This window comes from Enterococcus sp. 6D12_DIV0197, assembly GCF_002174385.1.
Taxonomy (GTDB): domain Bacteria; phylum Bacillota; class Bacilli; order Lactobacillales; family Enterococcaceae; genus Enterococcus_D; species Enterococcus_D casseliflavus.
The window spans coordinates 2,960,213-2,986,451 of the sequence record NZ_NIBN01000001.1 but is presented as its reverse complement, the minus strand read 5'-3'; the positions used below and the strand labels follow the sequence as shown (position 1 = coordinate 2,986,451).

The window sequence follows — 26,239 nt, the reverse complement described above, 5'->3', positions numbered from 1 at the left end:
TTATGACAGAAACGATTAAAACAAAAATTGTTCAGTTTCTCGAAGAAAGCCGTAAAAAAAGTTTTTCAATGGAAGAAATTGCTGAAGGTCTAGGACTTCAAAAAAGTACAGACTTTAAGAATCTTGTCCAGACAGTAGCGGCGATGGAACGAGAAGGCAGTGTGATTTTTAACAAAAAAGGCAAAGTGAAATTACCAATGAAACGAGTGTTTGTGGAAGGAACCTTCCGTGCCAACGAGCGGGGCTTCGGCTTTGTCACGTTGGATGAAGAAGAAGACGATATTTATATCCCTAAAGAAGCAACAGGCTATGCCATGGACGGCGATACCGTTGCTGTAGACATCGTGCATGTTGCCGATCCTTTTTCAGATCGCGGCGCAGAGGGAAAGGTCGTAGAAATCAAGCAACGCGCCATCAGTCAGTTGGTCGGCGAGTTTACATTATTTGACGAAAAAGAGATCGAAGAATCGGATCTATATGGCGTTGTTCAACCTAAAGATAAAAAACTAAGCGATTTAAAGGTGTTTATCGGCGCCCAAGGAATTCGTCCAGTAGACGGCAGCATCGTGATCGTTGAGATCAGCCATTATCCAGAAAAAGGCTATTCGAAAAGCTTAGAGGGGTTGATCACAAAAGTTGTGGGGCATAAAAACGATCCTGGAATGGATATTTTATCGATCGTCGTGGCGAATGGGATTCCCACAAAATTTGAGGAAGAAACCTTGGCAGCGGCAGATGCAGTACCCGATACGATCGATCCTGCTGACTTTCCAGAACGACGGGATTTGCGAGATCAACAGATCGTAACGATCGATGGAGCGGATGCCAAAGATTTGGATGATGCGGTGACGGTAAAAGCATTGCCTGACGGCAGCTTCTATTTGGGCGTGCATATCGCAGATGTTTCTTATTATGTGACAGAAAACAGTGCGTTGGACAAAGAAGCTTTTGAGCGGGGAACGAGTGTCTATCTAACGGATCGAGTGATCCCGATGATCCCACAACGTTTATCAAACGGGATCTGTTCGTTGAATCCGAATGTCCCAAGGTTGGCCATGAGCTGTGAAATGTGGATCAACCAAGAGGGGATCGTCACGGATTACAATATTTTCCAAAGTATTATTCAAACAAGTGCCCGCATGACTTATCAGGCAGTCAATCAAATTATTGAAGACAATGATCCAGAAACCAGCAAAGAATATGCGAAACTAGTACCGATGTTCCATGATATGGCCGCCTTGCACCACGTGTTAGAAACGATGCGGATCAAGCGTGGGGCGGTTTCTTTTGAAGACCGCGAAGCGAAAGTCTTGGTCGATGGAGAAGGGCACCCGCAAGAAATCGTTCTGCGAGAACGTGGCGTCGGCGAACGATTGATCGAGTCCTTCATGTTGGCAGCCAATGAAACCGTGGCGCGTCATTTCAATCGGAAGCATTTACCATTTATTTATCGGATCCATGAGGAACCAAAAGAAGAGAAAATGCGTCGCTTCTTTGATTTTGCTTCTGCTTTAGGGATTGTAGTCAAACAAACCAACGGCTCGATCTCACCAAAACAACTGCAAAAAGTGGTTGAAGATGTCGCAGATAAGCCAGAGGCAATGGTTGTCAATACGATGCTGCTCAGAAGTATGCAGCAAGCGAAGTATTCAGAAGAAAACGTCGGCCACTATGGTTTGGCAGCGGAAGATTATACCCACTTCACGTCACCGATCCGTCGGTATCCCGACTTGATCGTGCATCGCTTGATTCGTTCTTACAGTGAAGATGTCTCTGAAGCCAACCAAAACAAATGGGGTGAAATCTTGCCTGACATCGCAATGCACAGCTCCCAAATGGAACGACGAGCAGTCGATGCAGAAAGAGAAGTCGATGCGCTTAAAAAAGCTGAGTATATGGCCGATAAAGTAGGAGAAGAGTTTGACGGTATCATCAGTTCCGTCGTTAAGTTTGGCTTGTTTATTGAATTGCCTAACACGATTGAAGGGCTGATCCATATCAATAATCTGAAGCAAGATTACTTCCATTATTTGGAAAACCATCTGGCACTTGTAGGTGAACGGACAGGCTTGACCTTTAAAATTGGTCAAAAAGTTCGTATCAAAGTCGTGAAAGCTGATCCTGAAACAAGAGAGATCGATTTCGAGTTGGTAGCAGCAGAAGAAGTCGAAAAACTGCAAGCACCAAAAGCCAACAAACGAAACAACCATCAAAAAAATGAAGCGAACCGTCGCGGGAAAAAGCAACGCAACCCTGAGAAAAACCAAGGGAAACGCTTTGAACAAACCGGTAAAGGCAAGTCAAAGAAAGCTGGCAAAGTGAAAAAGAAAAAACCTTTTTACAAAGGAATCAAGAAAAAATAAATGGAGGGATGGCCCGTGCCTAAAGGAGAAGGGAAATTAATCGCCCAAAACAAAAAGGCCCGCCATGATTACACGATCCTCGATACGATCGAAGCGGGGATCGTCTTACAGGGAACAGAGATCAAAGCGATCCGTAACAGTCGGATCAATTTGAAAGACGGCTTTGTACGCATTCGCAATGGTGAGGCATTCTTAGTCAATGTGCATATCAGCCCATACGAGCAAGGAAACATTTTTAATCATGATCCACTACGGACAAGAAAACTGTTACTGCATAAAAAGCAGATTGCTCGTCTGATTGGCGAAACAAAAAATACAGGCATGACGATCGTTCCGTTAAAGGTGTATATCAAGGATGGTTATGCCAAAGTTTTGATTGGTTTAGCGAAAGGAAAACGCGAATATGACAAGCGGGAATCCTTGAAACGCAAAGATCAAGAAAGACAAATTGACCGAGTTCTTAGAAATTTCTAATTTTCTAAGAACTTCTTTTAGAATCCGATAGAGGTTATTGCTTTGAAAATCGCGCTAAATTTGGTAGCATTTAAGGGAAAGCTGTTGATATAACAGGCTTTTTCTTCCACATAGCGACACGGGGATTTTTCATTTAATTTAGGATTTTTGGCATTGTGAGTTTTTTGTCTAATTTTCTTGAAAATGCTTTGAAATTTTCCATTCGTGGTGGTATGATACCGATTGTTATGAGAGGAAACGCATTGTAACACCAGATTTTTTTCTGGAGATGACAGGAAAAGAGGTGAGAAAGATTGGAAGATAAATCGCTTATGTTTCATATCGGTCCTATATGGTTTGATGGAACTGTAGCTATGATGACAATCATTTCTTGTATTATTGTTTTTTTGGTGGTCTTTATTTGTACACGTAATCTGCAAATGAAACCGAAAGGGAAGCAGAACTTCATTGAATGGGTCATTGACTTTGTTCGCGGTATCGTAGCGGACAATCTACCAGGATCTCAAGTGAACAACTTTCATTTGCTCGGTGTAACAATGTTTCTTTTTGTGTTTGTGGCAAATGAGATCGGGTTAGTCACAAAAATCGTGACGACAGATGACATTACCTTATGGAAAAGTCCGACAGCAGACCCGTTTGTTACACTGACACTCGCACTTATGGTTATTTCCTTGACACATTTCTTTGGGATCAAGTCGTTGGGCTTCAAAAATTACTTGATCAATTCGTACTTGAAACCGGTGGGGTTCTTATTACCGCTAAAAATCATCGAAGAATTTACGAATGTCATCACGTTAGGCTTGCGTTTATATGGAAATATATTCGCAGGGGAAGTGTTATTGGGATTGATTGCCAACATGTTTATTAGTCTTGGTTGGTGGTCATTACCGATCGTGATGCCGCTAGAAATGATCTGGATTGGCTTCTCACTCTTTATTGGAGCGATCCAAGCTTATGTATTTGTTACATTGACCATGGTATTTATGAGCCACAAAATCGTGGCAGAACATTAATCGAATCGACATACAATTAGGAGGAAAAAAGAATGAACTTTATTGGAGCAGGATTAGCAATTATCGGAGCAGCAATTGGTGCAGGGTATGGTAACGGACAAGTAATCGCAAAAACGATCGAATCAATGGCACGCCAACCTGAAATGTCAGGTCAACTACGTTCAACAATGTTTATCGGGGTCGCGTTAGTCGAAGCTGTACCGATTCTAGGGGTAGTTATCGCGCTGTTATTAGTCTTCCGATAAGACAAGCACGAAAAGGCAGAAACGAACAATTGCACTCGTTTTTGCTTTTTTCTAATGAAACAATGACTTTCAGAAAGGAAGAATCGTTATGCTAAATCAGTTGGTTATAGCAGAAGTTCAAAATCCAATGCTTGGCAATATTATCGTTGTCAGCGGATCAATTCTTCTTTTGCTATTCTTATTGAAACATTTTGCATGGGATGCCATCAGCAGCATGATGCAAAAACGGGAAGATAAAATCGCCAATGATTTGGATTCAGCGGAACAATCACGCTTGAATGCAGCAAAATTAGAAAAAGAACGCCAAGAAAAATTGGCACGTTCTCATTCTGAAGCTGCGGAGATCATCAAGAGCGCCAAAGATAGCGGGGAATTGAGTCGACAAAATATTTTGAGCGAGACCAAAGAAGAAGTGGCTCGTTTGAAAGAAAAAGCAAACTCAGATATCACCCTTGAAAAAGAAACTGCGTTAAAAGAAGTGAAAGATGATGTTGCAGAACTTTCGCTTCAAATCGCAGAAAAAATCTTAGGACGCGAATTGACTCCCGAAAATCATGAATCCCTAATCAATCAATATATCGAAGGATTGGGTTCAGTTAATGAAACTCGATAAATTCACAGTGGGAAAACGCTATGGAAAAGCCTTGTTCGAATTGGCGATGGAAGAACAGCGCTTGACAGAAGTTTACCAAGAATTAATGACCTTGCGTCAGATTTATCAGGAGATTCCAACATTCGGTCAGATCGTGACGGATAACCGCTTGGATCTCCATGAAAAAAGACAATTAGTCGATCAATTGCTGAAGGGCTTTGAAGGCTTGGTCAGAAATTTCTTAGAGATCGTTTATGAATATGATCGCATGGATGATCTATTGCTGATCATTGATGAATACGAACGTCGTTACGATGAATATCAAGGTCTTGTTCTCGGAACGATCACAACGGCTGTTGCTTTGTCAGCAGAACAAAAAAGCAAAATCGAAAAGCAAATCGCCGATAAGCTTGGGTACAAGCAGGCACAATTGAAAGAAACGGTCGATCCAACGATTTTAGGCGGAGTCATCGTTGAAGCAAATCATCAAGTGATCGACGGTAGTATTAAGAGCCAACTGGATTATCTGCGACAAAAAATCGGCAGATAAACAAGAGATAAGAGGTGAATCGGATGGCCATCAAAGCAGAAGAAATTAGTGCCTTGATCAAAGAGCAAATTAAAAATTATCAGAACGAACTTTCTGTAGAAGAAATCGGTACTGTCACATATGTTGGGGACGGGATCGCCCGCGCCCACGGTTTAGAAAATGCCATGAGTGGAGAACTGCTTGAGTTTTCAAACGGTTCTTATGGGATGGCACAAAACTTAGAATCAAACGACGTCGGGATCATCATCCTAGGTGATTTTGAAACCATTCGTGAAGGAGACAAAGTAAAACGAACCGGTAAAATCATGGAAGTTCCTGTCGGCGATGCATTAATTGGCCGGGTAGTGAATCCATTAGGGCAACCGATCGATGGCTTAGGTCCGATCGAAACAGACAAATCACGCCCAGTTGAAGCAGCCGCACCAGGTGTAATGCAACGGAAATCCGTATCGGAACCAATGCAAACAGGGTTGAAAGCTATTGATGCTTTAGTGCCAATCGGACGTGGCCAACGGGAATTAGTCATCGGTGACCGGAAAACCGGGAAAACAACGATTGCGATCGATGCGATCATCAACCAAAAAGGGCAAGACATGATTTGTATCTATGTCGCTATTGGCCAAAAAGACTCAACGGTTCGTGCACAAGTAGAAACATTACGCCGTTACGGTGCACTTGATTACACGATCGTTGTTTCAGCAGGTGCTTCACAACCAGCACCATTGCTTTACATCGCACCTTATGCCGGGGCAGCAATGGGAGAAGAATTCATGTATAACGGCAAACATGTTTTGATCGTCTTTGATGACTTATCAAAACAAGCAGTCGCTTACCGTGAACTTTCTCTACTTCTACGCCGTCCGCCAGGTCGTGAAGCATACCCAGGGGATGTCTTCTACTTGCACTCTCGTTTATTGGAACGTGCAGCGAAATTAAGTGATGAACTAGGTGGCGGATCAATGACGGCACTGCCATTCGTTGAAACGCAAGCGGGGGATATCTCAGCCTATATCCCAACCAACGTGATTTCTATCACAGATGGACAAATTTTCTTAGAAAATGACCTGTTCTATTCAGGTGTGCGTCCTGCCGTAGCGGCTGGATTGTCCGTTTCACGGGTTGGTGGTTCTGCACAGATCAAAGCGATGAAGAAAGTTGCTGGAACCTTGCGTTTGGACTTGGCAAGTTACCGCGAGCTAGAAGCCTTCACACAATTTGGGTCTGATCTAGATGCTGCGACACAAGCCAAATTAAACCGCGGTCGTCGTACCGTTGAAATCTTAAAGCAAAAACTACATGAACCATTGGCAGTCGAAAAACAAGTCGTGATTCTTTATGCGTTGACGCATGGATTCATTGATAGTGTACCTGTCAATAAACTATTGGACTTTGAAGCAGAATTATTTGAGTATATCGAAGCAAACGCAGCAACGATTTTTGAAACCATTCGGACAACGAAAGACTTGCCAGAAGAAAGCTTGTTAGATGACACCATTAAAGCATTCAAAGATATTTTCATGGCATCCAACAGTTCTCGGGTGACACCGCAAGATAAAATATCGACAATGCAAAACGCATAAAAGAGGTGAGAGAAAATGGCTGCTTCATTAAATGAAATCAAGCAACGAATTGCCTCAACAAAGAAAACCAGCCAAATCACAAAGGCCATGCAAATGGTTTCAGCTGCAAAATTAACAAAATCTGAAGCTCATTCGAAACAGTTTCAAGTGTATGCCAACAAAGTACGTGAAATCGTTACGCATTTGACTGCGCAGCAGCTTTCCGATCTTGCAGGTTCTGGTCCTAAAGATGGTGTGAACTATAACAGTATGTTGGTTAGTCGCCCGGTCAAACGCACAGGCTATATCGTCATCACTTCTGATGGCGGTCTAGTGGGCGGCTATAATAGTTCCATCTTAAAACAAATGATGACCATGCTGGATGAAGACCATGCAAAAGAAGAAGAGTATGTCATGATTGCCATTGGTGCAACTGGCGCTGACTTTTTCAAAGCACGGGGCATCAATTTGGCGTACGAGTTAAGAAACCTTTCGGATCAACCAAGCTTTGATGAGGTACGTAAAATCGTAACATTGGCAACCACGATGTACCAAAACGAGGTCTTCGATGAATTATATGTGTGTTATAACCATCACATCAATTCATTGACTAGCCAATTTCGTGTGGAGAAAATGTTGCCGATATCCGATTTAGATCCTGAAGAAGCCGAAAGTTATGAACAAGAATACTTGTTTGAACCTTCCAGAGAAGCGATTTTGAATCAATTACTGCCTCAATACGCTGAAAGCTTGATTTATGGTGCGATTGTTGACGCAAAAACAGCCGAGCATGCTGCCGGAATGACAGCGATGAAAACAGCAACAGATAATGCCAAAAATATTATTGGGGACTTGACGATCTCATACAACCGAGCGCGCCAAGGAGCGATCACCCAAGAAATTACTGAAATTGTGGCGGGGGCATCCGCGTTAGAATAGTTTCAAGAACGAATGGAGGAATACGAATGAGTTCAGGCAAGATTGTTCAAGTCATTGGTCCCGTTGTTGACGTGGAATTCTCTCTAGACCAATCATTACCAGATATCAACAATGCGTTGATTGTTTACAAAAAAGATGAGCAGAAAACAAAAGTTGTGTTAGAAGCTGCCCTAGAACTTGGCGACGGCGTTATCCGTACGATTGCCATGGAATCAACAGATGGCTTACAACGAGGAATGGAAGTAATCGATACAGGCGCCTCCATCTCTGTTCCAGTTGGGACAGAAACATTAGGACGGGTATTTAATGTCCTAGGCGATACCATCGATTTAGAAGCACCATTTCCTGAAGAGGCACCCCGCAGTGGGATTCACAAAAAAGCACCTGACTTTGATGAATTGTCAACAAGTACGGAGATCCTTGAAACTGGGATCAAAGTCATTGATTTGTTAGCTCCTTATTTAAAAGGGGGGAAAGTTGGACTTTTCGGTGGTGCCGGTGTTGGTAAAACCGTCTTGATCCAAGAATTGATCCACAACATCGCCCAAGAGCATGGTGGGATCTCTGTCTTCACAGGTGTTGGTGAACGGACACGTGAAGGAAATGACCTTTATAATGAAATGAAAGAATCTGGCGTTATCGAAAAAACAGCCATGGTGTTTGGACAAATGAATGAACCACCAGGTGCCCGGATGCGGGTAGCTTTGACTGGTTTGACATTAGCCGAGTACTTCCGTGATGTGGAAGGACAAGACGTGCTCTTGTTTATCGATAATATCTTCCGCTTCACTCAAGCAGGTTCTGAAGTATCTGCCTTACTAGGTCGGATGCCGTCGGCCGTTGGGTATCAGCCAACATTAGCAACTGAGATGGGGCAATTACAAGAACGGATTACATCGACGAAAAAAGGTTCCGTTACGTCTATTCAAGCCATCTATGTCCCTGCCGATGACTATACAGACCCAGCACCTGCGACTGCTTTTGCCCATTTGGATGCAACAACCAACTTGGAACGTAAATTGACCGAACAAGGGATCTATCCTGCCGTTGATCCACTGGCGTCTTCTTCTAGTGCGTTAGCACCTGAAATCGTTGGTGAAAAACATTATGAAGTAGCGACTGAAGTACAGCATGCGTTGCAACGTTATCGGGAATTACAAGACATCATCGCCATCTTAGGGATGGATGAACTGTCTGATGATGAAAAAACCTTAGTTGCCCGCGCACGCCGCATTCAATTCTTCTTGTCTCAAAACTTCCACGTAGCGGAACAGTTTACGGGACAACCTGGTTCTTATGTGCCAGTTGAAGAAACCATCAAAGGATTTGCAGAGATTCTTGAAGGAAAATATGATGATCTTCCAGAAGAAGCCTTCCGCAGTGTTGGACGAATTGAAGATGTCATTGAAAAAGCGAAAAAAATTGGCTATTAATTAACCAGCCTTGAAGAAAGAGGGGAACCTCATGGATCAATTTTTAACAGTCAATGTGGTGACACCTGCTGGTTTGGTTTACGATCATCACGCGAAAATCGTGGTTGCACGTACGACAGATGGTGAGATCGGTATTTTGCCGCACCATGCCCCAATCATCGTTCCATTGACGATTGATGAAGTCCGGGTCAAACGGATTGATTCAGATACCCATGTCGACTGGGTCGCTGTCAACGGCGGTATATTAGAAGTGCGAGACAATGTTGTCTCGATCGTAGCCGATAGTGCGGAACGTGATCGTGACATCGACGTTTCACGTGCAGAAAGAGCAAAACAGCGTGCAGAACGCCAAATCGAAGAAGCCAAACAAGTCGAGGATATCGACCAGCTTCGGCGCGCAACGGTTGCTTTGCACCGCGCCATCAATCGAATCAACGTGTCAAAACATTCCTAAAAAACAAGGGCATCTTGCCTTTGTTTTTTTGTTTCTTCAAGAAAACGTTTTAAAAACTTTTTAAAGTCTTTTCATGAAGGTTTCAAGAAAGATTATTTTTTATCTTGACATCTTTGTGGTATGATAGGAATGTTCAATTATGAAAAAAGGAGCAGGAAGTATGCAAGTGTATGGAATTGATGCAATCATTCGAATCGTGAGTCATTTAGCGTTCATCTATTTAGCATTTTGGGCATTGCAATCTGTGCGGATCGATGCTTTTTTTAAAGCCTTACGAACGACTCAGATACGAATGGTCATGGTGTTTCTTGCGATTGCATTAGGCTACACCGCCAGTACTTTTTTCCTTGAGTTGATTGCGCTATGTCGTAATTTATTTTTAACAGGTTTTTAAGAATTTCATTAATATATGCAAAAACACCGAATATTATGCTATAATTGGCAAGATTTGTGTGAGTCACTGCATTATTTGGAGGGAACATAAATGGAAGAGATGATCGTTCAAGGTGGTAATCGATTAACTGGAACAGTGAAGATCGAAGGGGCAAAAAATGCTGTTCTACCTATCTTAGCGGCAAGCTTATTAGCGGAAGAAGGAACAACGACATTAACAAATGTACCGATCCTTTCCGATGTATTAACAATGAAAGAAGTGATTCGGCATTTAAATGTCGCAATCGATTTTGAAGAAGAAAACAACACAATGACGATCGATGCGTCACAAGAATTAGCAATCGAAGCACCGTATGAGTATGTGAGCCAAATGCGCGCTTCAATCGTAGTCATGGGGCCTTTGTTAGCCCGTAATGGACATGCCAAAGTGGCAATGCCTGGCGGCTGTGCAATCGGCAAACGACCAATTGATTTACATTTGAAGGGATTTCAAGCACTAGGCGCGCAAATCATCCAAAAAGATGGATACATAGAAGCGATCGCCGATGAGTTAAAAGGCAATAGCATTTACTTGGATTTCCCAAGTGTCGGCGCAACGCAAAATATCATGATGGCTGCCGTAAAAGCTAAAGGCATCACCATCATTGAAAACGTCGCTCGTGAGCCAGAAATCGTTGATTTAGCAAACATTTTGAATAAAATGGGTGCCAAGGTCTTTGGTGCAGGAACCGAAACGATGCGTATTGAAGGTGTCGAACACCTGCATGCAGTAGATCATTCGATCGTGCAAGACCGTATCGAAGCAGGAACCTTTATGGTTGCAGCAGCGATGACTCAAGGAGACGTTATTATTAAAGATGCGATCTCAGAGCACAATCGTCCATTGATTTCAAAATTGATCGAAATGGGTGCAGAAGTGACTGAAGTCGCTGAAGGGATTCGTGTGGTCGGACCAGAACGCTTGAAAGCGACTGATGTAAAAACGATGCCACATCCAGGTTTTCCTACGGACATGCAAGCGCAAATGTCTGCTATTCAATTATTAGCGCAAGGAACGAGTGTTGTGAATGAAACGGTATTTGAGAATCGTTTCCAACATTTAGAAGAAATGCGTCGCATGAATGCCCATGTAAAAATTGACGGCAACGTTGCAGTGATCGAAGGCGGTCATGAATTACAAGGTGCGCTGGTCTATGCGACAGATTTACGTGCCGCAGCAGCGTTGATTTTATTAGGTTTGCGTTCAACGGGACGGACGCGTGTTCGCAATCTAAAATATTTGGATCGCGGCTACTACAAATTCCACGAAAAATTGCAACAATTAGGGGCATCTGTTGAACGAGTTTCTGACGCAGTAGAAGAAGTCGTACCAGTTAACGCCTAATAGGAGTAGGAGAGAAAAAAGTGAAGTTGAACCGTTATATTTTAACTAGCTTGATAAAAATTTTAATCGTCATTTTATTAGCTATTTTATTGTTCCTAGCAGGAACGATGATTGGTTATGGAGTGATCGGTGACGGCAGTCCTTTTAAAGTATTCTCTCCAAGTCTTTGGAATCATATCTTTGAGTTTATGAAATAAACCATAACTAGGACTTACGCCACGTGCTGAGTCCTAGTTTTTTCTATCTATCTTTACTGAATCGTACGCTAAAAAGAAAGGCTGGCAAGAAATGAGTAAACTTTTGATCGGCTTTGTTCGTTTCTATCAACGTTTTATTTCCCCATTATTTCCTCCTAGCTGTCGTTATTATCCGACTTGCTCAGGATACATGATCCAAGCCATCCAAGTCCATGGAGCAGCCAAAGGAGGCTTGATGGGGGTAGCTCGTATCTTACGCTGCCATCCCTTTGTAAAAGGCGGAATAGATTACGTACCCCAGACGTTTACTTTAAAACGAAATACGAAAGACAAAGTCAAACCAACGTACCGTTATCGGAAAAGTTAAAAGGAATCAACAGAAATATAAAAAAGGAGCCAAAAAGCCATGATTCGTCCAATCGCCCCTAATGAAGCGTATCCTTGGGCGTTGCTGCTGGATGCAGATCCTGATAAAGCAGTCGTAGAAAGCTATCTATATAATAGCCAAACACTTGTTTATGAAGAAGCTGGAGAAATGATTGGTGTGCTAGTTTATCAAAATCAAGGCAAGAACTGGGAGATCATGAATGTGGCCGTTTCTCCAGAAAAGCAAGGAATGGGCATCGGTCGTCAATTGCTGCAAGCTGCCGAAGAAGCGATCCTTAGTCAGCACCTCGGGGCAAAACGGCCGATCGTAGTGATCAAAACTGGTAGTCTGTCCTCTGCAGCCTTGACTTTGTACCAAAAGCAAGGCTATGTTGAAAAAGAGCGGGTGAAGAATTATTTCACCACCCACTATGTCGAACCGATTTTTGAGAATGGGCAGCAGCTGTTCGATCAAGTGATTTTAGAAAAGCAACTCTAATGGATGAAGAGACAGTCTAAGTGAATGAGACTGTTTTTTTCTTGTCCTCGGAAATCGCTTTCTTCAAGCGCCGACTTGCGGTAAAATAGACAGTATCAGAATAATAAAGGATTGAGGGAAAAAAATGGCGATTTTAGTCTTTGATATGGGTGGTTCAGCAGTAAAATATGGCGTCTGGGCACAAGATTCTTTGGTGAGTAAAGGGAAGTTCACTACTCCAAATACTTGGGAGGAAATGAAAGCACAGCTGCAGCAAGTGAGGGCAAGCGTAGATGAAGAGATTGAAGGCGTTGGAATCAGTGCGCCAGGTGCGGTCAATGCCCAAGAACGGCGGATCGACGGCATTAGTGCGATCTCTTATATCCATGGGTTTGATATTTACTCAGAACTCGAAGCAGCGTTTGAAGTACCCGTAACCATCGAAAATGATGCCAATTGCGCTGGGATGGCTGAGTTTTATCAAGGAGCGGGCAAAGAGTATCAGCAAGCAGCCTTCGTTGTGATCGGAACAGGCGTTGGCGGTACCCTGTTTCAAAATGGTGAGCTAGTCCGTGGGGCACATTTATACGGTGGCGAATTTGGGTTGATGATCCTAGATCAAGGCAAAACATTTTCGCAACTAGGGACAGCGGTTCAGATGGCCTGGCGGTATTGTGATCGGATCGGAGTGGATCGAACGACGATTACCGGTGAAGAGGTCTTTCAACGTGCAGAAGATGGCGATGCCATTGCGATCGAGGAAGTCAATAAATTTTACAACTATTTAGCACAAGGACTGTTCAGTATTCAGTTTGCTTTTGATCCTGAAGTGATCATTATCGGCGGTGGTGTCAGTGCCAAAAAAGGCTTGTTAGAAGAAGTTGACCAGCGCTTGAAAAAAATGTTGGCGGATCAAGCATTAAATGATTTCGTCCCACTGATCAAGCTATGTGACTATCGCAATGATGCCAATTTAGTTGGGGCGGCGGCAAATTTTCAAGCATTGTATCCACGAAATAGCCGCTAACATGAGGATGTAATGTTTTCAAACGTCCGTTTGAAGAAAAAAGTATCAAATCAAAGCGTATCGGCAGCAAGCAAAGGGGAAAAACCTTTGCTTGCTTTTCTTTTTATCCAAAAATTAGAAAAGCGATTCCATTGTTGCTGGATCAATGTTTTAAAAGCACCATTTTTTATCGGCGAAAAAAATAAATTCTGAATAGGTGAAATATTCTGATAATTCGTTGACATTTCCTAGATTTTTCAGTATATTGGATAACATATTCAGGGGAAGTAAAGGAGAGGAAAATTATGAAAAAGAAATTTGCATTTTTGTTTGCGAGTTTGTTTTTATTGACAGCTTGTAGTGCAGGACCAACAGGTGGACCAACGGATAGCAGTGGTGCTGCTGAAGGCGGCAATAAACAAGAGGGAGATACCATTAAGATTGGTGCCAACTTAGAGTTATCTGGAGCAGTTGCTGCTTATGGGACGGCTGAAAAAGAGGGGATCGACTTGGCAGTCGAAGAAATCAATGCTGCCGGCGGCGTTCTTGGAAAACAAATTGAAATCATTTCGAAAGATAACAAATCAGATAACAATGAAGCTGCGACAGTAGCAGCCAACTTAGCAACCAATGATAAAGTCGTTGCCATTATTGGACCAGCAACTTCAGGTGCCACAAAGGCGGCTTTACCGAATGTGACGAGAGCCCAAGTACCGATGGTCACTCCTTCAGGTACCGATGATGCGATTACTTACACCAGTGGAAAAGTCCAAGAATTTGCGTTCCGTTCTTGTTTCCAAGATAGCTTCCAAGGAACAATCTTGGCAAAATATGCAGCAGAAAATTTGGATGCTTCAAAAGCCGTAATCTTGGGTGATAACTCAAGTGACTACGCAATTGGTTTGACGGAAGCATTTAAAGAAAGCTACCCAGGCGAAATCGTCTTAGAGGATAACTTTACCGAAGGCGACAAAGATTTCCAAGCAGTTCTTACAAGAATCAAAGATGTCGACTTCGATGTCTTGTTCATTCCAGGCTACTACACAGAAGCTGGTTTGATCATCAAGCAAGCGCGAGAATTAGGAATTGATCAAGCAATCATTGGTGCGGATGGATTCGGTGATGAAAAAATGGTTCAAACAGCTGGTGCAGAAAATGTCAGCAATGTTTACTATACAGGTCACTTCTCTACCAAAGCACCAGCAAACGACAAAGTTGAGCCGTTTGTGGCAGCTTTCAATGAAAAATATGGCAAAGAGCCTTCTGCTTTTAATGCATTAGCCTATGATGCCGTTTATATGATCAAACAAGCGATCGAAGATCAAAACTCAGCAGATTCATTGGCGATCGCAGCTGGTTTGTCTGAACTGAAAGACTTTGTCGGTGTGACCGGTGAAATCACGATGGATGAAAATCATAACCCTGAAAAATCAGCAGTTGTTTTAGGATTGACTGACGGGAAAGAAACCTCAGCAGACACTGTGGAACCTTAAAAAACCCGCAGTTGTTTGGCAGTGAAAACTGGGACAGACCTGATGTGTTTGTCTCAGTTTCTTTTCTCTAAAAGAATGACCATAATAAATGATATTGGAAGTGAGTATATGGAAATGATGATCCAACAATTGATCAACGGCTTGTTTCTAGGCAGTATCTATGCCTTGTTAGCGTTGGGTTATACGATGGTGTATGGCATCATCAAGTTGATCAACTTCGCCCACGGAGAAGTTTACATGATCGGTAGTTTTATCGGTTACTTTTTGATCAATCAATGGCAATTAGGGTTTTTCCCCGCGTTGTTCATTTCAATGATCGCCAGTGCAGCTCTTGGGGTAACGATCGAATTTTTAGCGTATCGTCCCTTACGCAATTCCACGCGAATTTCGGCACTGATCACGGCAATCGGGGTTTCTTATTTTTTGCAAAATGTCATGATCTTTTTCTTTTCAGCCAATGTGCGCCCCTTTCCGCAAGCGATTGAACGACAAACTTATTCCATCGGGTTTGTTCAAGTAAGTAATGTCCAGTTATTGATCTTGGCTGTTTCGGTTACCTTAATGATTCTCTTGCAATTGATCGTGAAAAAAACCCGTATGGGAAAAGCGATGCGGGCAGTAAGTGTTGATGCAGATGCAGCGCGTTTGATGGGGATCAATGTCAATCGAACGATTTCCTTTACCTTTGCCTTAGGCTCGGCTTTGGCTGCAGCTGGCGGGATGCTGATCGGTTTGTATTATAATTCCATTGATCCATCAATGGGCGTCGTTCCTGGTCTGAAATCTTTTGTTGCAGCGGTTCTTGGCGGGATCGGGATCATTCCTGGAGCAGCCTTAGGTGGCTTTGTGATCGGTTTGGTGGAAACAGCAGCGACAGCGCTTGGTTTTTCTGATTATAAGGATGCTTTAGTGTATGTCATTTTAATAATTATATTGTTGGTTCGTCCAGCTGGGATCCTCGGCAAAAATATCAAAGAGAAAGTGTAGGTGGCAGAAATGAAAAAGAATTTACGTTACAACTTAATCTGGCTCGCTCTGGCAGCTATTCTTTATTTTGGATTATTTGCTGCCTACAATGGCGGAATGATCAATTTGTTCTCTGATGCCATCATCGTCAATATCGGAATCAATATCATCTTGGCAGTCAGTTTGAATCTGATCATCGGCTTTTCAGGGCAATTCTCCTTAGGACATGCTGGATTTATGGCAATCGGTGCTTATGCTGGCGCGATCCTGTCGGCTAGCAATCCAACCTTTGGCGGCTTTTTAACTGGTTTACTGGTGGGAATGCTGGTTTCTGGTGCAGTCGCATTAGTGGTTGGGATTCCGACCCTCCGTTTAAAAGGCGACTATCTAGCGATCGCTACCCTAGGTGTGGCAGAGATCATTCGGATCTTGTTGGTGAACCTACGAGGCTTGACCAATGGTCCTGCAGGAATTTTCGGATTGCCCCAATTCAGTAATTGGCAGATCGTCTTTCTCTTTGCCGTTTTATCGATTCTTGTCGTGTCAAACTTTATCCATAGCGGACCAGGTCGGGCGACTTTAGCGATTCGGGAAGATGAGATCGCTGCAGAATCAATGGGGGTCAACACAACGAAATACAAGGTAATTGCGTTTGTAATGGGGGCAGTGATGGCAAGCATTGCTGGTACCCTTTATGCCAGCTATCAGCAGTCGGTTTTCCCACGAGATTACGGTTTTATGAAATCGATCGATGTATTGATCATCGTCGTTTTTGGAGGGCTTGGGAGTACCACAGGAGCAGTTGTTTCGGCAGTAGTGCTAGGAATCTTAAATATGTACTTGCAAGGCTTCTCTGATTTGCGCATGATCATTTATGCATTGGCTTTGATCATCATCATGATCTTTAAACCAAGCGGACTTTTAGGGACATGGGAATTCTCCGTAAAAGGACTGCTGGATAAATTTAGAAAAAAGGGGGATGACAACGATGCCTCTATTAGAAGTTAAAAGCTTAACGAAAAACTTCGGCGGTTTAGCTGCTGTTTCTCATGTAGACCTCCATTTAGATACCAATGAGCTGGTCGGATTGATTGGACCAAACGGTGCTGGCAAGACAACGCTCTTTAATCTCCTGACAGGTGTGTATGAACCTAGTGAAGGGGAAGTGCTTTTTGAGACCCAAGGTAAGCCAAAACGTTTAAATGGTGTGAAGCCCTATAAAATTGCGGATTTAGGTCTTTCAAGAACCTTCCAAAACATTCGCTTGTTTAAAAATTTGACTGTGATGGACAACGTCTTGATCGCTATGAACAGTAAGCATAAAGAAGGCCTGCTGACTAGCATCCTGCGTTTGCCAAAGTACTACAAAAACGAAGCGTCCATGAAGAAAAAAGCCTTAGAGCTGTTACGGATCTTTGATATGGATGGCAAAAGTCAAACGTTAGCGAAAAATTTGCCTTATGGCGAGCAGCGTCGGTTAGAGATCGTACGCGCATTGGCTACAGAACCAAAAATTCTATTTCTTGACGAGCCGGCTGCGGGGATGAATCCTCAAGAAACAACAGAACTGACAAAGCTGATCTATAAGATCCAAAAAGATTTTCAATTGACGATCCTCTTGATTGAGCATGATATGAGTTTGGTCATGGAAGTGTGCGAACGGATCTATGTGCTGGAATACGGCCAAGTCATCGCCCACGGTGAACCAGAAGAGATCAAAAACAATCCGCGGGTGATCGAAGCTTATCTAGGAGGGGAAATCTGATGCTGGAAATTCAAAATTTAAGTGTACACTACGGCATGATCCAAGCGGTCCATGATGTTTCCTTCCACGTCAATCAAGGGGAGATCGTTTCACTGATTGGTGCCAATGGTGCAGGGAAAACCACGATTTTACGGACGATTTCTGGATTGATCCGCCCCTCAAATGGCTCAGTCACTTTTGAAGGAAAACGAATTGAGAAAGAAGCACCGCAAAAAATCGTCGCAAACGGCTTGTCGCAAGTGCCAGAAGGGCGGCACGTCTTTTCAGGATTGACGGTTCAAGAAAACTTAGAGATGGGCGCCTTCTTGCGTAAAGACAGTGGTGTCAAAGAAGACTATGAACAAGTTTACCGCAAGTTTCCTGTATTGAAAGAACGCCTCTCGCAAGATGCGTCGACATTATCTGGCGGTGAGCAGCAGATGTTGGCAATGGGGCGGGCATTGATGTCAAAACCGCGCTTGCTTTTGCTGGATGAGCCCTCGATGGGCTTGGCACCGATTTTTATCAAAGAAATTTTTTCAATCATTCAAGAAATCAAGCAGCAAGGAACGACTGTGCTGCTGATTGAACAAAATGCAAAAATGGCTTTATCGATTGCCGATCGCGGCTATGTATTAGAAACGGGGAAAATCGTTTTAGAAGGTACTGGAGAAGAATTACTAGCAAGTGATGAAGTAAGAAAAGCGTATCTAGGAGGCTAAACAATGAGTGTAAGTGATTTTATGACGAAGACGGTCGTCACCGTCGATTCGCAGACACCGATCTTTGATGCAGTAGATTTAATGAAGCAGCACGATATCCACCGTCTGCCCGTCGTTGACGACGGTAAATTAGTAGGGTTGATCACAGAAGGAACGATCGCTGAAGCAACTCCCTCAAAAGCGACAAGCTTAAGCGTTTATGAAATGAACTATCTCTTAAATAAAACGACTGTCGCTGATATCATGTTGAAAAAAGTGACCACGATTGAACCAGATGCACTATTAGAGGACGCCATTTCCGTCATGCGTAGTGAAAACGTGGGGGTTTTACCAGTCATGGATGATGATGCCTTAGTGGGAATCATTACCAACAATGATATTTTCGATGCCTTTTTGAAAATCACTGGCTACCACGATGGCGGAACCCGAGTGTCCATCGAGATCACGGATGACCATGTAGGCGTGTTAGCAGACGTGACCAAACTGCTTGCCGATCATCAAATGAGTATTTTGACCATCGTAGTCAATCGGATGGCGCTAAAAACGATTGTTGAGATCCAAGTAGAGTCGCGCCAAGTCGCAACGATTGAGAAAATCTTAAGCGATGCGGGGTATACCGTAACCAGTGCTGTCTTGACGAACCAGAAATGAGACAAAGCAGCAAAAGTAGTCGATCGTAACGATTGACTACTTTTTTTCGTTCCAGATGAGATTTTCTTTTTCTTTTGCTGGTTTTCTGTTAAAATAGGAAGGTGCTGTAAAGAAAGAGGTGCAATCATGTCTAAGAAAAATAAAGATATCGAAGTCCGTATTGAAGAAACAACGAAAGCCATTCATGGCAAAGACTATACCGTCAATGAATTATTTATTGGTAAAAAACGTATCGGTGAGATTTTAACGACTGGACCGAAAGAATTTCAAAGCTTTTTAGGGGATGAAGATCTAGGTTCAAGCAGAAGTTTAGAAGCTGCGATCGAGATGATTATTCGCCAATGGAATTTACATGAATAATTTCTAGAAAAATTTACTTTTTGCTCTTGCAATTTGTTATCTTTTTCGGTATTATAACTATTGTCAGGTTTGAGAAAAACCTTTTGGAGGAGTAGCGAAGTGGCTAAACGCGACGGACTGTAAATCCGTTCCTTAGGGTTCAGTGGTTCGAATCCACTCTCCTCCACCATTATTGGGGTATAGCCAAGCGGTAAGGCAACGGACTTTGACTCCGTCATGCGTTGGTTCGAATCCAGCTACCCCAGTCAGATGAATACGCAAAAAAAACAGCAAGTAGTCTTGCTGTTTTTTTCGTTATTTAACCATTATTTTTTTGGTTTGAGGAAGGGCTATAAGTTGAAGATTTTTTTTATTTGCGATACGCTAGTAGTAAAGCATTCGGGAGATGAAAACACATGAAATTTAAACTGAATCTAAAAGAAAAAGTAACGGAAGTTGCAGAGCATGTCTATGACGTTGTCAAAAAGGAAGACTATGCGATTCGTGTGGCTCCAAAAGGAATCAAAGTAACAAAACAGCGTAAGACAAAAGACACGATCAAATGGCGCGCAAAAAATCATTGATACGAATCACGGAAACATTTTTTTATTAAAGGATCCACCTTGAGAAGCACTTGTGCACAGCACGGTGCTTTTTTTGTTTTCTTGAAAAAATAAAAATGAAGAAATAATTAGCGATAGTTTACTAATTCGTCAGCTTGTCATCACCGATCGTTTTGTATGCTTTGTTATATTATTATAGACTGTTTTTTTTCTAATCGAATTTAAATAATCAAAAAATAAAATATTTTTGATGCAAATTACCTTGTTTAAGGCGATAATTTATCAATTTTCGAGATAAAATAGGGAGGTTATTTGCACAAATTATAAGTTTTATATTGAGTATCTGTTATCATATGGTACTATTACTTTATAACTGAAGCGCTTACAGATAGGTTTAGTATATTCGGAACCCAATAATTAGATCAAAATGAATAATAGCAGAGTGTATCTTTTCTGGTATTGCAGCGAAAATTAACAACCTAAGAATCAAAGAGAGAGTTTAAACAATGTACCACAGTGAGTAAAAGAATTATGAGAATTTTCCGATAACAATTTAAAAACGGCGGCTCGTTAACATGTATCGTTTCTCATCGTTACGATTAGAGGGTGAAGGAAAAGACTCTGGTTAAACGTTTACGTAATACGTACGTAAACGTTTAACTAAAAAAGATTGCCTAGCGCTTAAGGAAAGTTGTCCCATTTCCATTAAGAAATAAAAGACAAAATAAAATTGAGGAGTGTTTTGTATGAAAAATAGCAAAATAGTAAAGTCGGTCTGTTTGTTCTCCAGTGTATTTATTTTGGGAGCGTGTAGTAACTCGGATGATCAAGAAACCATTAGTTCTGGAAATCATGCAACACAAGGGGAAGAAGGGACTCCTGCCTGGCAAGAAGAAGAGATCGATCTGGTTTTTGCCAGCCGCTATTATGGGGAAGAAAATAGCGAAAATCCAATGTGGTTAAATATCGAGAAATTTATGGAGAAGTATCCGAACGTCAATGTTATTCGTGATGCGCAATTTGCCAATGGTGAAAATGGAAACTTTGAACAATTGGAAATGCTGAATGCCCGTGCACAAGACAATGACTTACCTGACATTTATTTTTCGCCGATGTCTGCTGAAGTTTACGATCGTGAATTTACGCTTGATTTAACCCCTTATTTAGAAGCAGATGATGAAGCGCAATGGATCTCTGAGAACGCAATGGAGTTTTTACGTACCCATGACGGAGAAGAAATCTATGGCTTGGCGTGGCAGTCTGTTTCTCAATATGTGTTAGTCAATACACGGCTCCTAAGAGAAAACAACATTGCGATTCCAGACTACAACTGGAGTTATGAGGAGTACGAAAATCTTCGAAGTGAAATTGCAGTTCTAACACCAAATAGCCCAATCTTTCCAGGTGTTGTCGGATTTGGTGAAATAGGTCCAAATTACTTTGATGATATTCCCAATGGCTGGAAAGGATTCAATATTGAAACAGAACGCTGGGACTTAGCTAGTGCAACTAATTTTGGTGAATATTATGAGCGATTTGCCCGCGAGGCAATCGAAGGGTTGCATTTTTATGATCTGAGCGAAGAGGAAAGAGTAGCAAAAGTCGGCAACTTGAGTTGGGCGTTTGGTGATGGCTTACAAGTGTTAGATAGTGGCTGGTTATGGGCGTTAAGTGGCGATGTTTCTGAATTGATCGAAACGCGGGATATGGAGATCGATATTTACCCAATGCCTACTGCTCCTCGTGGTGAAACCTATATTCCAGGTTACTATGATACCTTCAGTATCTCTAGTCAGTTAGAAGATGATCCTGTGAAGGCACAGGCGGCATTTGAGCTGTTGAAGTGGTTGACTTATGGTGAGGAAGGATTGCTGTCAAGATGGGCATTGATCGATGAATATACAGGTCTTCCAGAAGATGCACCACTACGAGCAGAAGATCGCTTGATGGACTTTATTCAAGGATGGCCAATCACGACCAATCCAACGGTACTAGCAAATCATCCATTGGTAAAAGGCTTCGATGAAGAGAGCGGATTAGCAAACTACAATTTTGCTGCCTTTAAAGAAGAAGCATTCCAACAACAGCTTTCAAACCCAGTGGCTTACCCAAGACAGATGCCTGGATTCTCTAATGTTCAAGGGGATGTCGATCCTTGGGAAATCATGCACCAAATCAAAGATGAAGGTGTTCGCTACAGTGACATTGCAAGCGAATGGGATCGCAGAATCAATGAACAGATCGAAGAATACTTACGACAATACAATCGATGATCACTATAGTCAATACCTACCTTGTTATGGTCATTCGAACCATAACAAGGTTTCCTTGCATCAAAAAATGAGTGATAGGTTGGGATGCTATGACGAAGAAGAAAAATAGAAGGACGGTCAAAATTGCCTGGTCGATCGTAGTAACGATTGCGATTGTATTCGCAGCAGCTCTTTCTTCCCAAAACGATAGTGGAGGGGAGCAAGAAGCAGAGGGGAATGAAGTAAGGGCTACTGAAGAAGTAATGGCTTTCTCCTATGAAGCGGACCACTATTATGCGATTGCGATGAGGCGAGCGAAAGAAGGTCTTGAGGTTCCCCTTGAGGAAGTGACCATTCAAGCGCCAGAACGCACAGGTGGCGAATTAATTCCTCCTTCTCAGAGTAAAAACTATGAGGGGCATGTCACCAGTATTCAAGCTGGGGACAAAATAGTGTTTGACATCAATGTGCCAGTCAGTGGTTTGTATGAAGTGTGGATGGATTATCGTGTAGATGAGCAAACATTTTTAAATCCAGAATTGTCATTGAGAATCAACGACACCAGTCAATTTAATGAGATGAATGCATTGACGTTGCCGCTACAATGGCAGCAAACAAATGATGAAGCCGCTATTCAATTTGACCGTTATGGCGATCAGCTTCAAGTACGATCAGAACTAGCTGGGGAGTGGGCGCAACAACCATTGAAAGACCCAAATCATTTTTTTGCAGAACCATTGAAGTTTGAACTTGAGCAAGGCGCGAATACCTTTTCTTTTGAGGTAAATGAAGGGGTTCTTTTACTAGGAGATATCATTATCAAGAATACGCAACAATCGATTCCCTCGTACGAAGAATATCTTGCGTTGTATGAAGGAACATCAAGTCAAAATGAACAACAATTGTTGACGATCGAGACGGAAGCGCCTTTGACAAAAAGTCGCAGAAGTATTCGCGGGCAATATCTCCGAAACCCAGCATTGAGCCCTTATGACTATCAAACTCGATTATTGAATGTATTAGATGGTGCTTCTTTTTCAGAACCCGGAGACAAGGTGACGTATCTTTTTGATGTAGAAGAGAGTGGATTTTATCAGATCACCTTCAAGTATTTACAAAATATGAATAACGGAATGCCTGCTAGAAGACGAATCGAGTTGAATGGCGAAGTTCCATTTGAGGAAATGCGTACCTACACTTTTGATTACGCAAATAAGTGGACGCATGAAACCCTAAGTGATACTGAGGGGAACGCGTATGTTTTTTATTTAGAAGAGGGACAGCACACGATGTCTCTTACGATTGATAGCACGTTAGTAGCAGCACCCTATCATGAATTGCTTGCATTACTTGGAAAAATGGATGCCATTGGTGCAGAAGTCGTGCGCTTGACGGGTGGTTTGGTCGATCGTCAAAGAGACTGGCGGATCGAAACTTATTTTCCAGAACTCAAAGCTTCATTAGCAGAGATCCTAGAGGGATTAGAAACACAAAAAGAAGTGCTTATCGATTTATTTGGCAACGAAAAATTGCCCATTTTAACTGAATTAGCCGTGGCTATCTCAATGGTAGAGAGTTTCTATGAACAGCCTGATACATTGCCACATTATTTGACCCGTTTTAATCAAGGGTATTCTTCCGCATACGGAAGGATTCAATCTGTTCTGCCAACATTGATCACTAGTCCGTTATCAATGGATCGCATTTTCATCCACGAGGCCAATGCGGAATTACCAAGGGAACGAGCTGGGATCTTTACTACAGCCTTCGAAGGAGTAAAGGCATTTATTTATACCTTCATCAATCCAAGATATAGGCAAGTCAATGAAACTGAGGGAGAAGCAATTGAGGTCTGGGTCAATCAATCACGATTGAACTTGGAGATCATCCAGCGACTGGTTGATGAAGAATTCACACCAAAAACAGGAATCCAAGTGAACTTATCTTTGTTACCAGATGAACAACGAATCATTTTAAATAATGCTGCAGGAAGTGTACCAGATGCTGCTCTCAGTGTCAGTCATGGGATGCCGTTTGAGCTGGGTTTGCGAGGGATCATCGAGGATCTTAGTGCATTGGAGGGATTTGACCAGCTTACTGCTGATTACAATCCGAATTCCTTTACGCAATACATTTATGACGAAGGCGTCTATGCGATTCCAGAAACGCAAACCGTCAAACTGCTATATTATCGCAAGGATCTATTGGAGATGATCGGAGAAGAACCGCCACAAACTTGGGAAGAAATGATCAGTATCATTCCTTTGTTGCAAAGATACGATATGAATATCTATATTCCTTTAGGATCAGATAGCTCACATAAAGGTTTCGACACGACGACACCTTTTATTTATCAATATGGCGGCAGACTGTTTGATGACACAGGGAGTCAAACGGAGATTCATTTAGGCGGTGCCTATGAAGCGTTTGATTTTATGACTAGTCTATTTACGGTCTACAATATGCCCTTGACTACTGCACAATTTTATCAGAGCTTTCGGGATGGGAAAACGCCGATTGGGATCGGTGATGCGAACCTGTATGTGCAATTAAAACACGCAGCACCTGAAATCGCTGGACAATGGGGGATAATCCCAATTCCTGGTATAGAAAATGCAGAGGGAGAAATCGAGCGCTGGGACCCTACCTATGGTTCTGCATCGATCATTTTTAGCGATAGTGAGAAAAAAGCAGAAAGCTGGTTATTCTTACAATGGTGGAACAGTAGCGAAACACAGGCGACGTTCTCCTATGATCTGCAGGCGACTTTGGGGCACCAATTCCTTTATCTGCCCGCTAATCTAGAAGGGTTCAAAGCAAGCGCTTGGCCGCAAGAATCAAAGCAAGTGATTTTAGACCAATGGCAATGGATTCAAACCACAGGCAGAGTTCCTGGAGATTATATTGTTGAAAGAGAGCTAAGCAATGCTTGGAACAAAGTAGTTTTAGATGGGGAAAATCCACGAATCGCCATTGATCATGCCGTCGGGATTATCGATAAAGAGTTGGAAAGAAAATTGAGGGAATTTGGGTATATCCAAGAAGATGTCTTGGTCCGACCTTTTAATGTCCCCGTATTAGAAACAATTGAAAGGTGGATACCAAGTCATGATGGGGATAACTAAATCAAGTCAAAAGACAACGAAAAAAGAGCATCGCTGGCTAGACCGTCTGTTGAATTCATCGTTTCTCTTTCTTTCGCCTTATGCACTATTATTCGGTTTACTGATTTTATTGCCTGTTTTAGTCGCTTTTATTTTATCCTTCACCTATTTCAATACCGTTCAATTTCCAGAATTTATTGGTTTTCAAAACTATATTGATTTGATCATGGGGGATACGATCTTCTTGCAAAATGCACTGATGAATACGATCTTGTATGGGGTGATCGTCGGTCCAGTAGGCTATATGTTGGCTTTTTTCCTCGCGTGGAATATCTCGCAAGTCACGCATCGGATGCGAACCATATATACGGTGATCATTTACTCGCCTTCAATTACGGGCTCTATTATGATGGGGACGGTTTGGCGCGTTTTATTCAGTGGCGATGAGACTGGCTACTTGAATCATTGGCTTTTAGAATGGGGGATCGTTCGAGAACCGATTCAGTTTTTACAGCAGCCTACGATTTTATTTGTCATTATGATTTTTATCGGGATTTGGAGTAGCATGGGAGTCGGCTTTTTAGCCATGTTAGGTGGTCTATTGAACATCGATCGTTCACTTTATGAAGCAGGAAGTATTGATGGTGTGAAAAATAGATGGCAAGAAGTTTTCTTTATTACAATTCCTTCTATGAAACCTCAAATGTTGTTTGGGGCAGTCATGGCCATCGTTGGCACGTTTAACACAGCTGGATTGGCGGCGGCTTTGAGTGGTGGAAATCCACCTCCGCAATATTCCGGTTGGTTGATCGTTGATCATGCGCAAGACTTTGGCTTTACACGGTATGAGTTAGGCTATGCGTCAGCCGTCACAGTTGTGCTACTACTTATTGTAGTCCTATTTAATCGTGTCAGCTATAAGCTGTTTAGTGAAAACTAAAATTATTATCTAGAGAGTG

27 protein-coding genes and 2 tRNA genes are annotated in these 26,239 nt (G+C 42.4%); all 29 read left to right on the top strand.

Annotated features, from left to right (window positions below; genetic code table 11):
• The first annotated feature begins 2 nt into the window (after window positions 1-2).
• The 29 genes from rnr (at window position 3) to A5867_RS13850 (ending at window position 26,220) form a co-directional block, all read left to right on the top strand.
• Entirely contained in the window at window positions 3-2,363 is a 2,361-nt protein-coding gene (gene rnr / locus A5867_RS13990; RefSeq protein WP_087627835.1) for a ribonuclease R, read from the top strand.
• Between the two features lie 15 nt (window positions 2,364-2,378).
• Window positions 2,379-2,837, top strand: a complete 459-nt coding sequence (gene smpB, locus A5867_RS13985; protein ID WP_008380870.1) for an SsrA-binding protein SmpB — start codon at window positions 2,379-2,381, stop codon at window positions 2,835-2,837.
• Between the two features lie 293 nt (window positions 2,838-3,130).
• On the top strand, window positions 3,131-3,850 hold the full coding sequence (gene atpB / locus A5867_RS13980; RefSeq protein WP_008380872.1) for a F0F1 ATP synthase subunit A: 720 nt from the start codon (window positions 3,131-3,133) through the stop codon (window positions 3,848-3,850).
• A gap of 32 nt (window positions 3,851-3,882) precedes the next feature.
• Window positions 3,883-4,095 carry an ATP synthase F0 subunit C gene (gene atpE / locus A5867_RS13975; protein ID WP_005228705.1) on the top strand — a complete coding sequence of 71 codons (213 nt, stop codon included), beginning with the start codon at window positions 3,883-3,885 and terminating at the stop codon, window positions 4,093-4,095.
• 88 nt (window positions 4,096-4,183) lie between these two features.
• Entirely contained in the window at window positions 4,184-4,708 is a 525-nt protein-coding gene (gene atpF, locus A5867_RS13970) for a F0F1 ATP synthase subunit B (protein WP_005228706.1), read from the top strand.
• A complete protein-coding gene (locus A5867_RS13965) occupies window positions 4,695-5,237 on the top strand; it encodes a F0F1 ATP synthase subunit delta (protein ID WP_010749797.1) in 543 nt (180 codons plus the stop codon). Before atpF ends, A5867_RS13965 begins: the two co-directional genes overlap by 14 nt.
• Window positions 5,238-5,260: 23 nt before the next feature.
• Window positions 5,261-6,817, top strand: coding sequence for a F0F1 ATP synthase subunit alpha (gene atpA / locus A5867_RS13960; protein WP_005228708.1), 1,557 nt, complete (start codon window positions 5,261-5,263; stop codon window positions 6,815-6,817).
• Window positions 6,818-6,832: 15 nt separating this feature from the next.
• Entirely contained in the window at window positions 6,833-7,735 is a 903-nt protein-coding gene (locus tag A5867_RS13955; protein ID WP_005228710.1) for a F0F1 ATP synthase subunit gamma, read from the top strand.
• A gap of 26 nt (window positions 7,736-7,761) precedes the next feature.
• Complete coding sequence (gene atpD / locus A5867_RS13950) at window positions 7,762-9,168, top strand: F0F1 ATP synthase subunit beta (protein WP_005231864.1); 1,407 nt, start codon at window positions 7,762-7,764, stop codon at window positions 9,166-9,168.
• A 31-nt stretch (window positions 9,169-9,199) separates the two neighbouring features.
• Window positions 9,200-9,622 carry a F0F1 ATP synthase subunit epsilon gene (locus tag A5867_RS13945; RefSeq protein WP_005228716.1) on the top strand — a complete coding sequence of 141 codons (423 nt, stop codon included), beginning with the start codon at window positions 9,200-9,202 and terminating at the stop codon, window positions 9,620-9,622.
• Window positions 9,623-9,782: 160 nt separating this feature from the next.
• The gene (locus A5867_RS13940; protein ID WP_008380880.1) at window positions 9,783-10,016 is read left to right on the top strand and encodes a DUF1146 family protein; all 234 of its coding nucleotides are present in this window, start codon (window positions 9,783-9,785) and stop codon (window positions 10,014-10,016) included.
• Between the two features lie 90 nt (window positions 10,017-10,106).
• Window positions 10,107-11,399, top strand: a complete 1,293-nt coding sequence (gene murA, locus A5867_RS13935; protein ID WP_016608772.1) for a UDP-N-acetylglucosamine 1-carboxyvinyltransferase — start codon at window positions 10,107-10,109, stop codon at window positions 11,397-11,399.
• A 20-nt stretch (window positions 11,400-11,419) separates the two neighbouring features.
• Window positions 11,420-11,596: a DNA-directed RNA polymerase subunit beta gene (locus A5867_RS13930; RefSeq protein ID WP_005228723.1), complete on the top strand. Its 177-nt coding sequence runs from the start codon at window positions 11,420-11,422 to the stop codon at window positions 11,594-11,596.
• Window positions 11,597-11,687: 91 nt separating this feature from the next.
• Entirely contained in the window at window positions 11,688-11,963 is a 276-nt protein-coding gene (gene yidD / locus A5867_RS13925) for a membrane protein insertion efficiency factor YidD (RefSeq protein ID WP_016608771.1), read from the top strand.
• 39 nt (window positions 11,964-12,002) lie between these two features.
• A complete protein-coding gene (locus tag A5867_RS13920; RefSeq protein WP_087627834.1) occupies window positions 12,003-12,461 on the top strand; it encodes a GNAT family N-acetyltransferase in 459 nt (152 codons plus the stop codon).
• A 124-nt stretch (window positions 12,462-12,585) separates the two neighbouring features.
• Complete coding sequence (locus A5867_RS13915) at window positions 12,586-13,467, top strand: ROK family protein (protein WP_087627833.1); 882 nt, start codon at window positions 12,586-12,588, stop codon at window positions 13,465-13,467.
• Window positions 13,468-13,751: 284 nt separating this feature from the next.
• The gene (locus A5867_RS13905; RefSeq protein WP_010749790.1) at window positions 13,752-14,939 is read left to right on the top strand and encodes an ABC transporter substrate-binding protein; all 1,188 of its coding nucleotides are present in this window, start codon (window positions 13,752-13,754) and stop codon (window positions 14,937-14,939) included.
• 108 nt (window positions 14,940-15,047) lie between these two features.
• Window positions 15,048-15,926 (top strand): branched-chain amino acid ABC transporter permease, encoded by an 879-nt coding sequence (locus A5867_RS13900; protein WP_005228742.1) that lies wholly within the window; start codon window positions 15,048-15,050, stop codon window positions 15,924-15,926.
• 9 nt (window positions 15,927-15,935) lie between these two features.
• Window positions 15,936-16,913 carry a branched-chain amino acid ABC transporter permease gene (locus tag A5867_RS13895; protein WP_005228744.1) on the top strand — a complete coding sequence of 326 codons (978 nt, stop codon included), beginning with the start codon at window positions 15,936-15,938 and terminating at the stop codon, window positions 16,911-16,913.
• Window positions 16,894-17,670 carry an ABC transporter ATP-binding protein gene (locus tag A5867_RS13890; RefSeq protein ID WP_015510179.1) on the top strand — a complete coding sequence of 259 codons (777 nt, stop codon included), beginning with the start codon at window positions 16,894-16,896 and terminating at the stop codon, window positions 17,668-17,670. The genes A5867_RS13895 and A5867_RS13890 overlap by 20 nt, the downstream gene beginning before the upstream one ends.
• A complete protein-coding gene (locus A5867_RS13885; RefSeq protein WP_015510178.1) occupies window positions 17,670-18,371 on the top strand; it encodes an ABC transporter ATP-binding protein in 702 nt (233 codons plus the stop codon). The genes A5867_RS13890 and A5867_RS13885 overlap by 1 nt, the downstream gene beginning before the upstream one ends.
• Before the next feature lie 3 nt (window positions 18,372-18,374).
• Window positions 18,375-19,022: a CBS and ACT domain-containing protein gene (locus tag A5867_RS13880; protein ID WP_087627832.1), complete on the top strand. Its 648-nt coding sequence runs from the start codon at window positions 18,375-18,377 to the stop codon at window positions 19,020-19,022.
• A 126-nt stretch (window positions 19,023-19,148) separates the two neighbouring features.
• The gene (locus tag A5867_RS13875; protein WP_005228752.1) at window positions 19,149-19,382 is read left to right on the top strand and encodes a DUF2969 domain-containing protein; all 234 of its coding nucleotides are present in this window, start codon (window positions 19,149-19,151) and stop codon (window positions 19,380-19,382) included.
• Between the two features lie 85 nt (window positions 19,383-19,467).
• Window positions 19,468-19,551 (top strand) — tRNA-Tyr (locus tag A5867_RS13870).
• A 4-nt stretch (window positions 19,552-19,555) separates the two neighbouring features.
• Window positions 19,556-19,627 (top strand) — tRNA-Gln (locus tag A5867_RS13865).
• A gap of 150 nt (window positions 19,628-19,777) precedes the next feature.
• The gene (locus A5867_RS18000; RefSeq protein ID WP_005228760.1) at window positions 19,778-19,945 is read left to right on the top strand and encodes a hypothetical protein; all 168 of its coding nucleotides are present in this window, start codon (window positions 19,778-19,780) and stop codon (window positions 19,943-19,945) included.
• A 725-nt stretch (window positions 19,946-20,670) separates the two neighbouring features.
• Window positions 20,671-22,197 carry an ABC transporter substrate-binding protein gene (locus A5867_RS13860; protein ID WP_087627831.1) on the top strand — a complete coding sequence of 509 codons (1,527 nt, stop codon included), beginning with the start codon at window positions 20,671-20,673 and terminating at the stop codon, window positions 22,195-22,197.
• Between the two features lie 89 nt (window positions 22,198-22,286).
• On the top strand, window positions 22,287-25,301 hold the full coding sequence (locus tag A5867_RS13855) for an extracellular solute-binding protein (protein ID WP_087627830.1): 3,015 nt from the start codon (window positions 22,287-22,289) through the stop codon (window positions 25,299-25,301).
• Window positions 25,285-26,220, top strand: a complete 936-nt coding sequence (locus A5867_RS13850; protein WP_087627829.1) for a sugar ABC transporter permease — start codon at window positions 25,285-25,287, stop codon at window positions 26,218-26,220. Before A5867_RS13855 ends, A5867_RS13850 begins: the two co-directional genes overlap by 17 nt.
• Window positions 26,221-26,239: the final 19 nt, after the last annotated feature.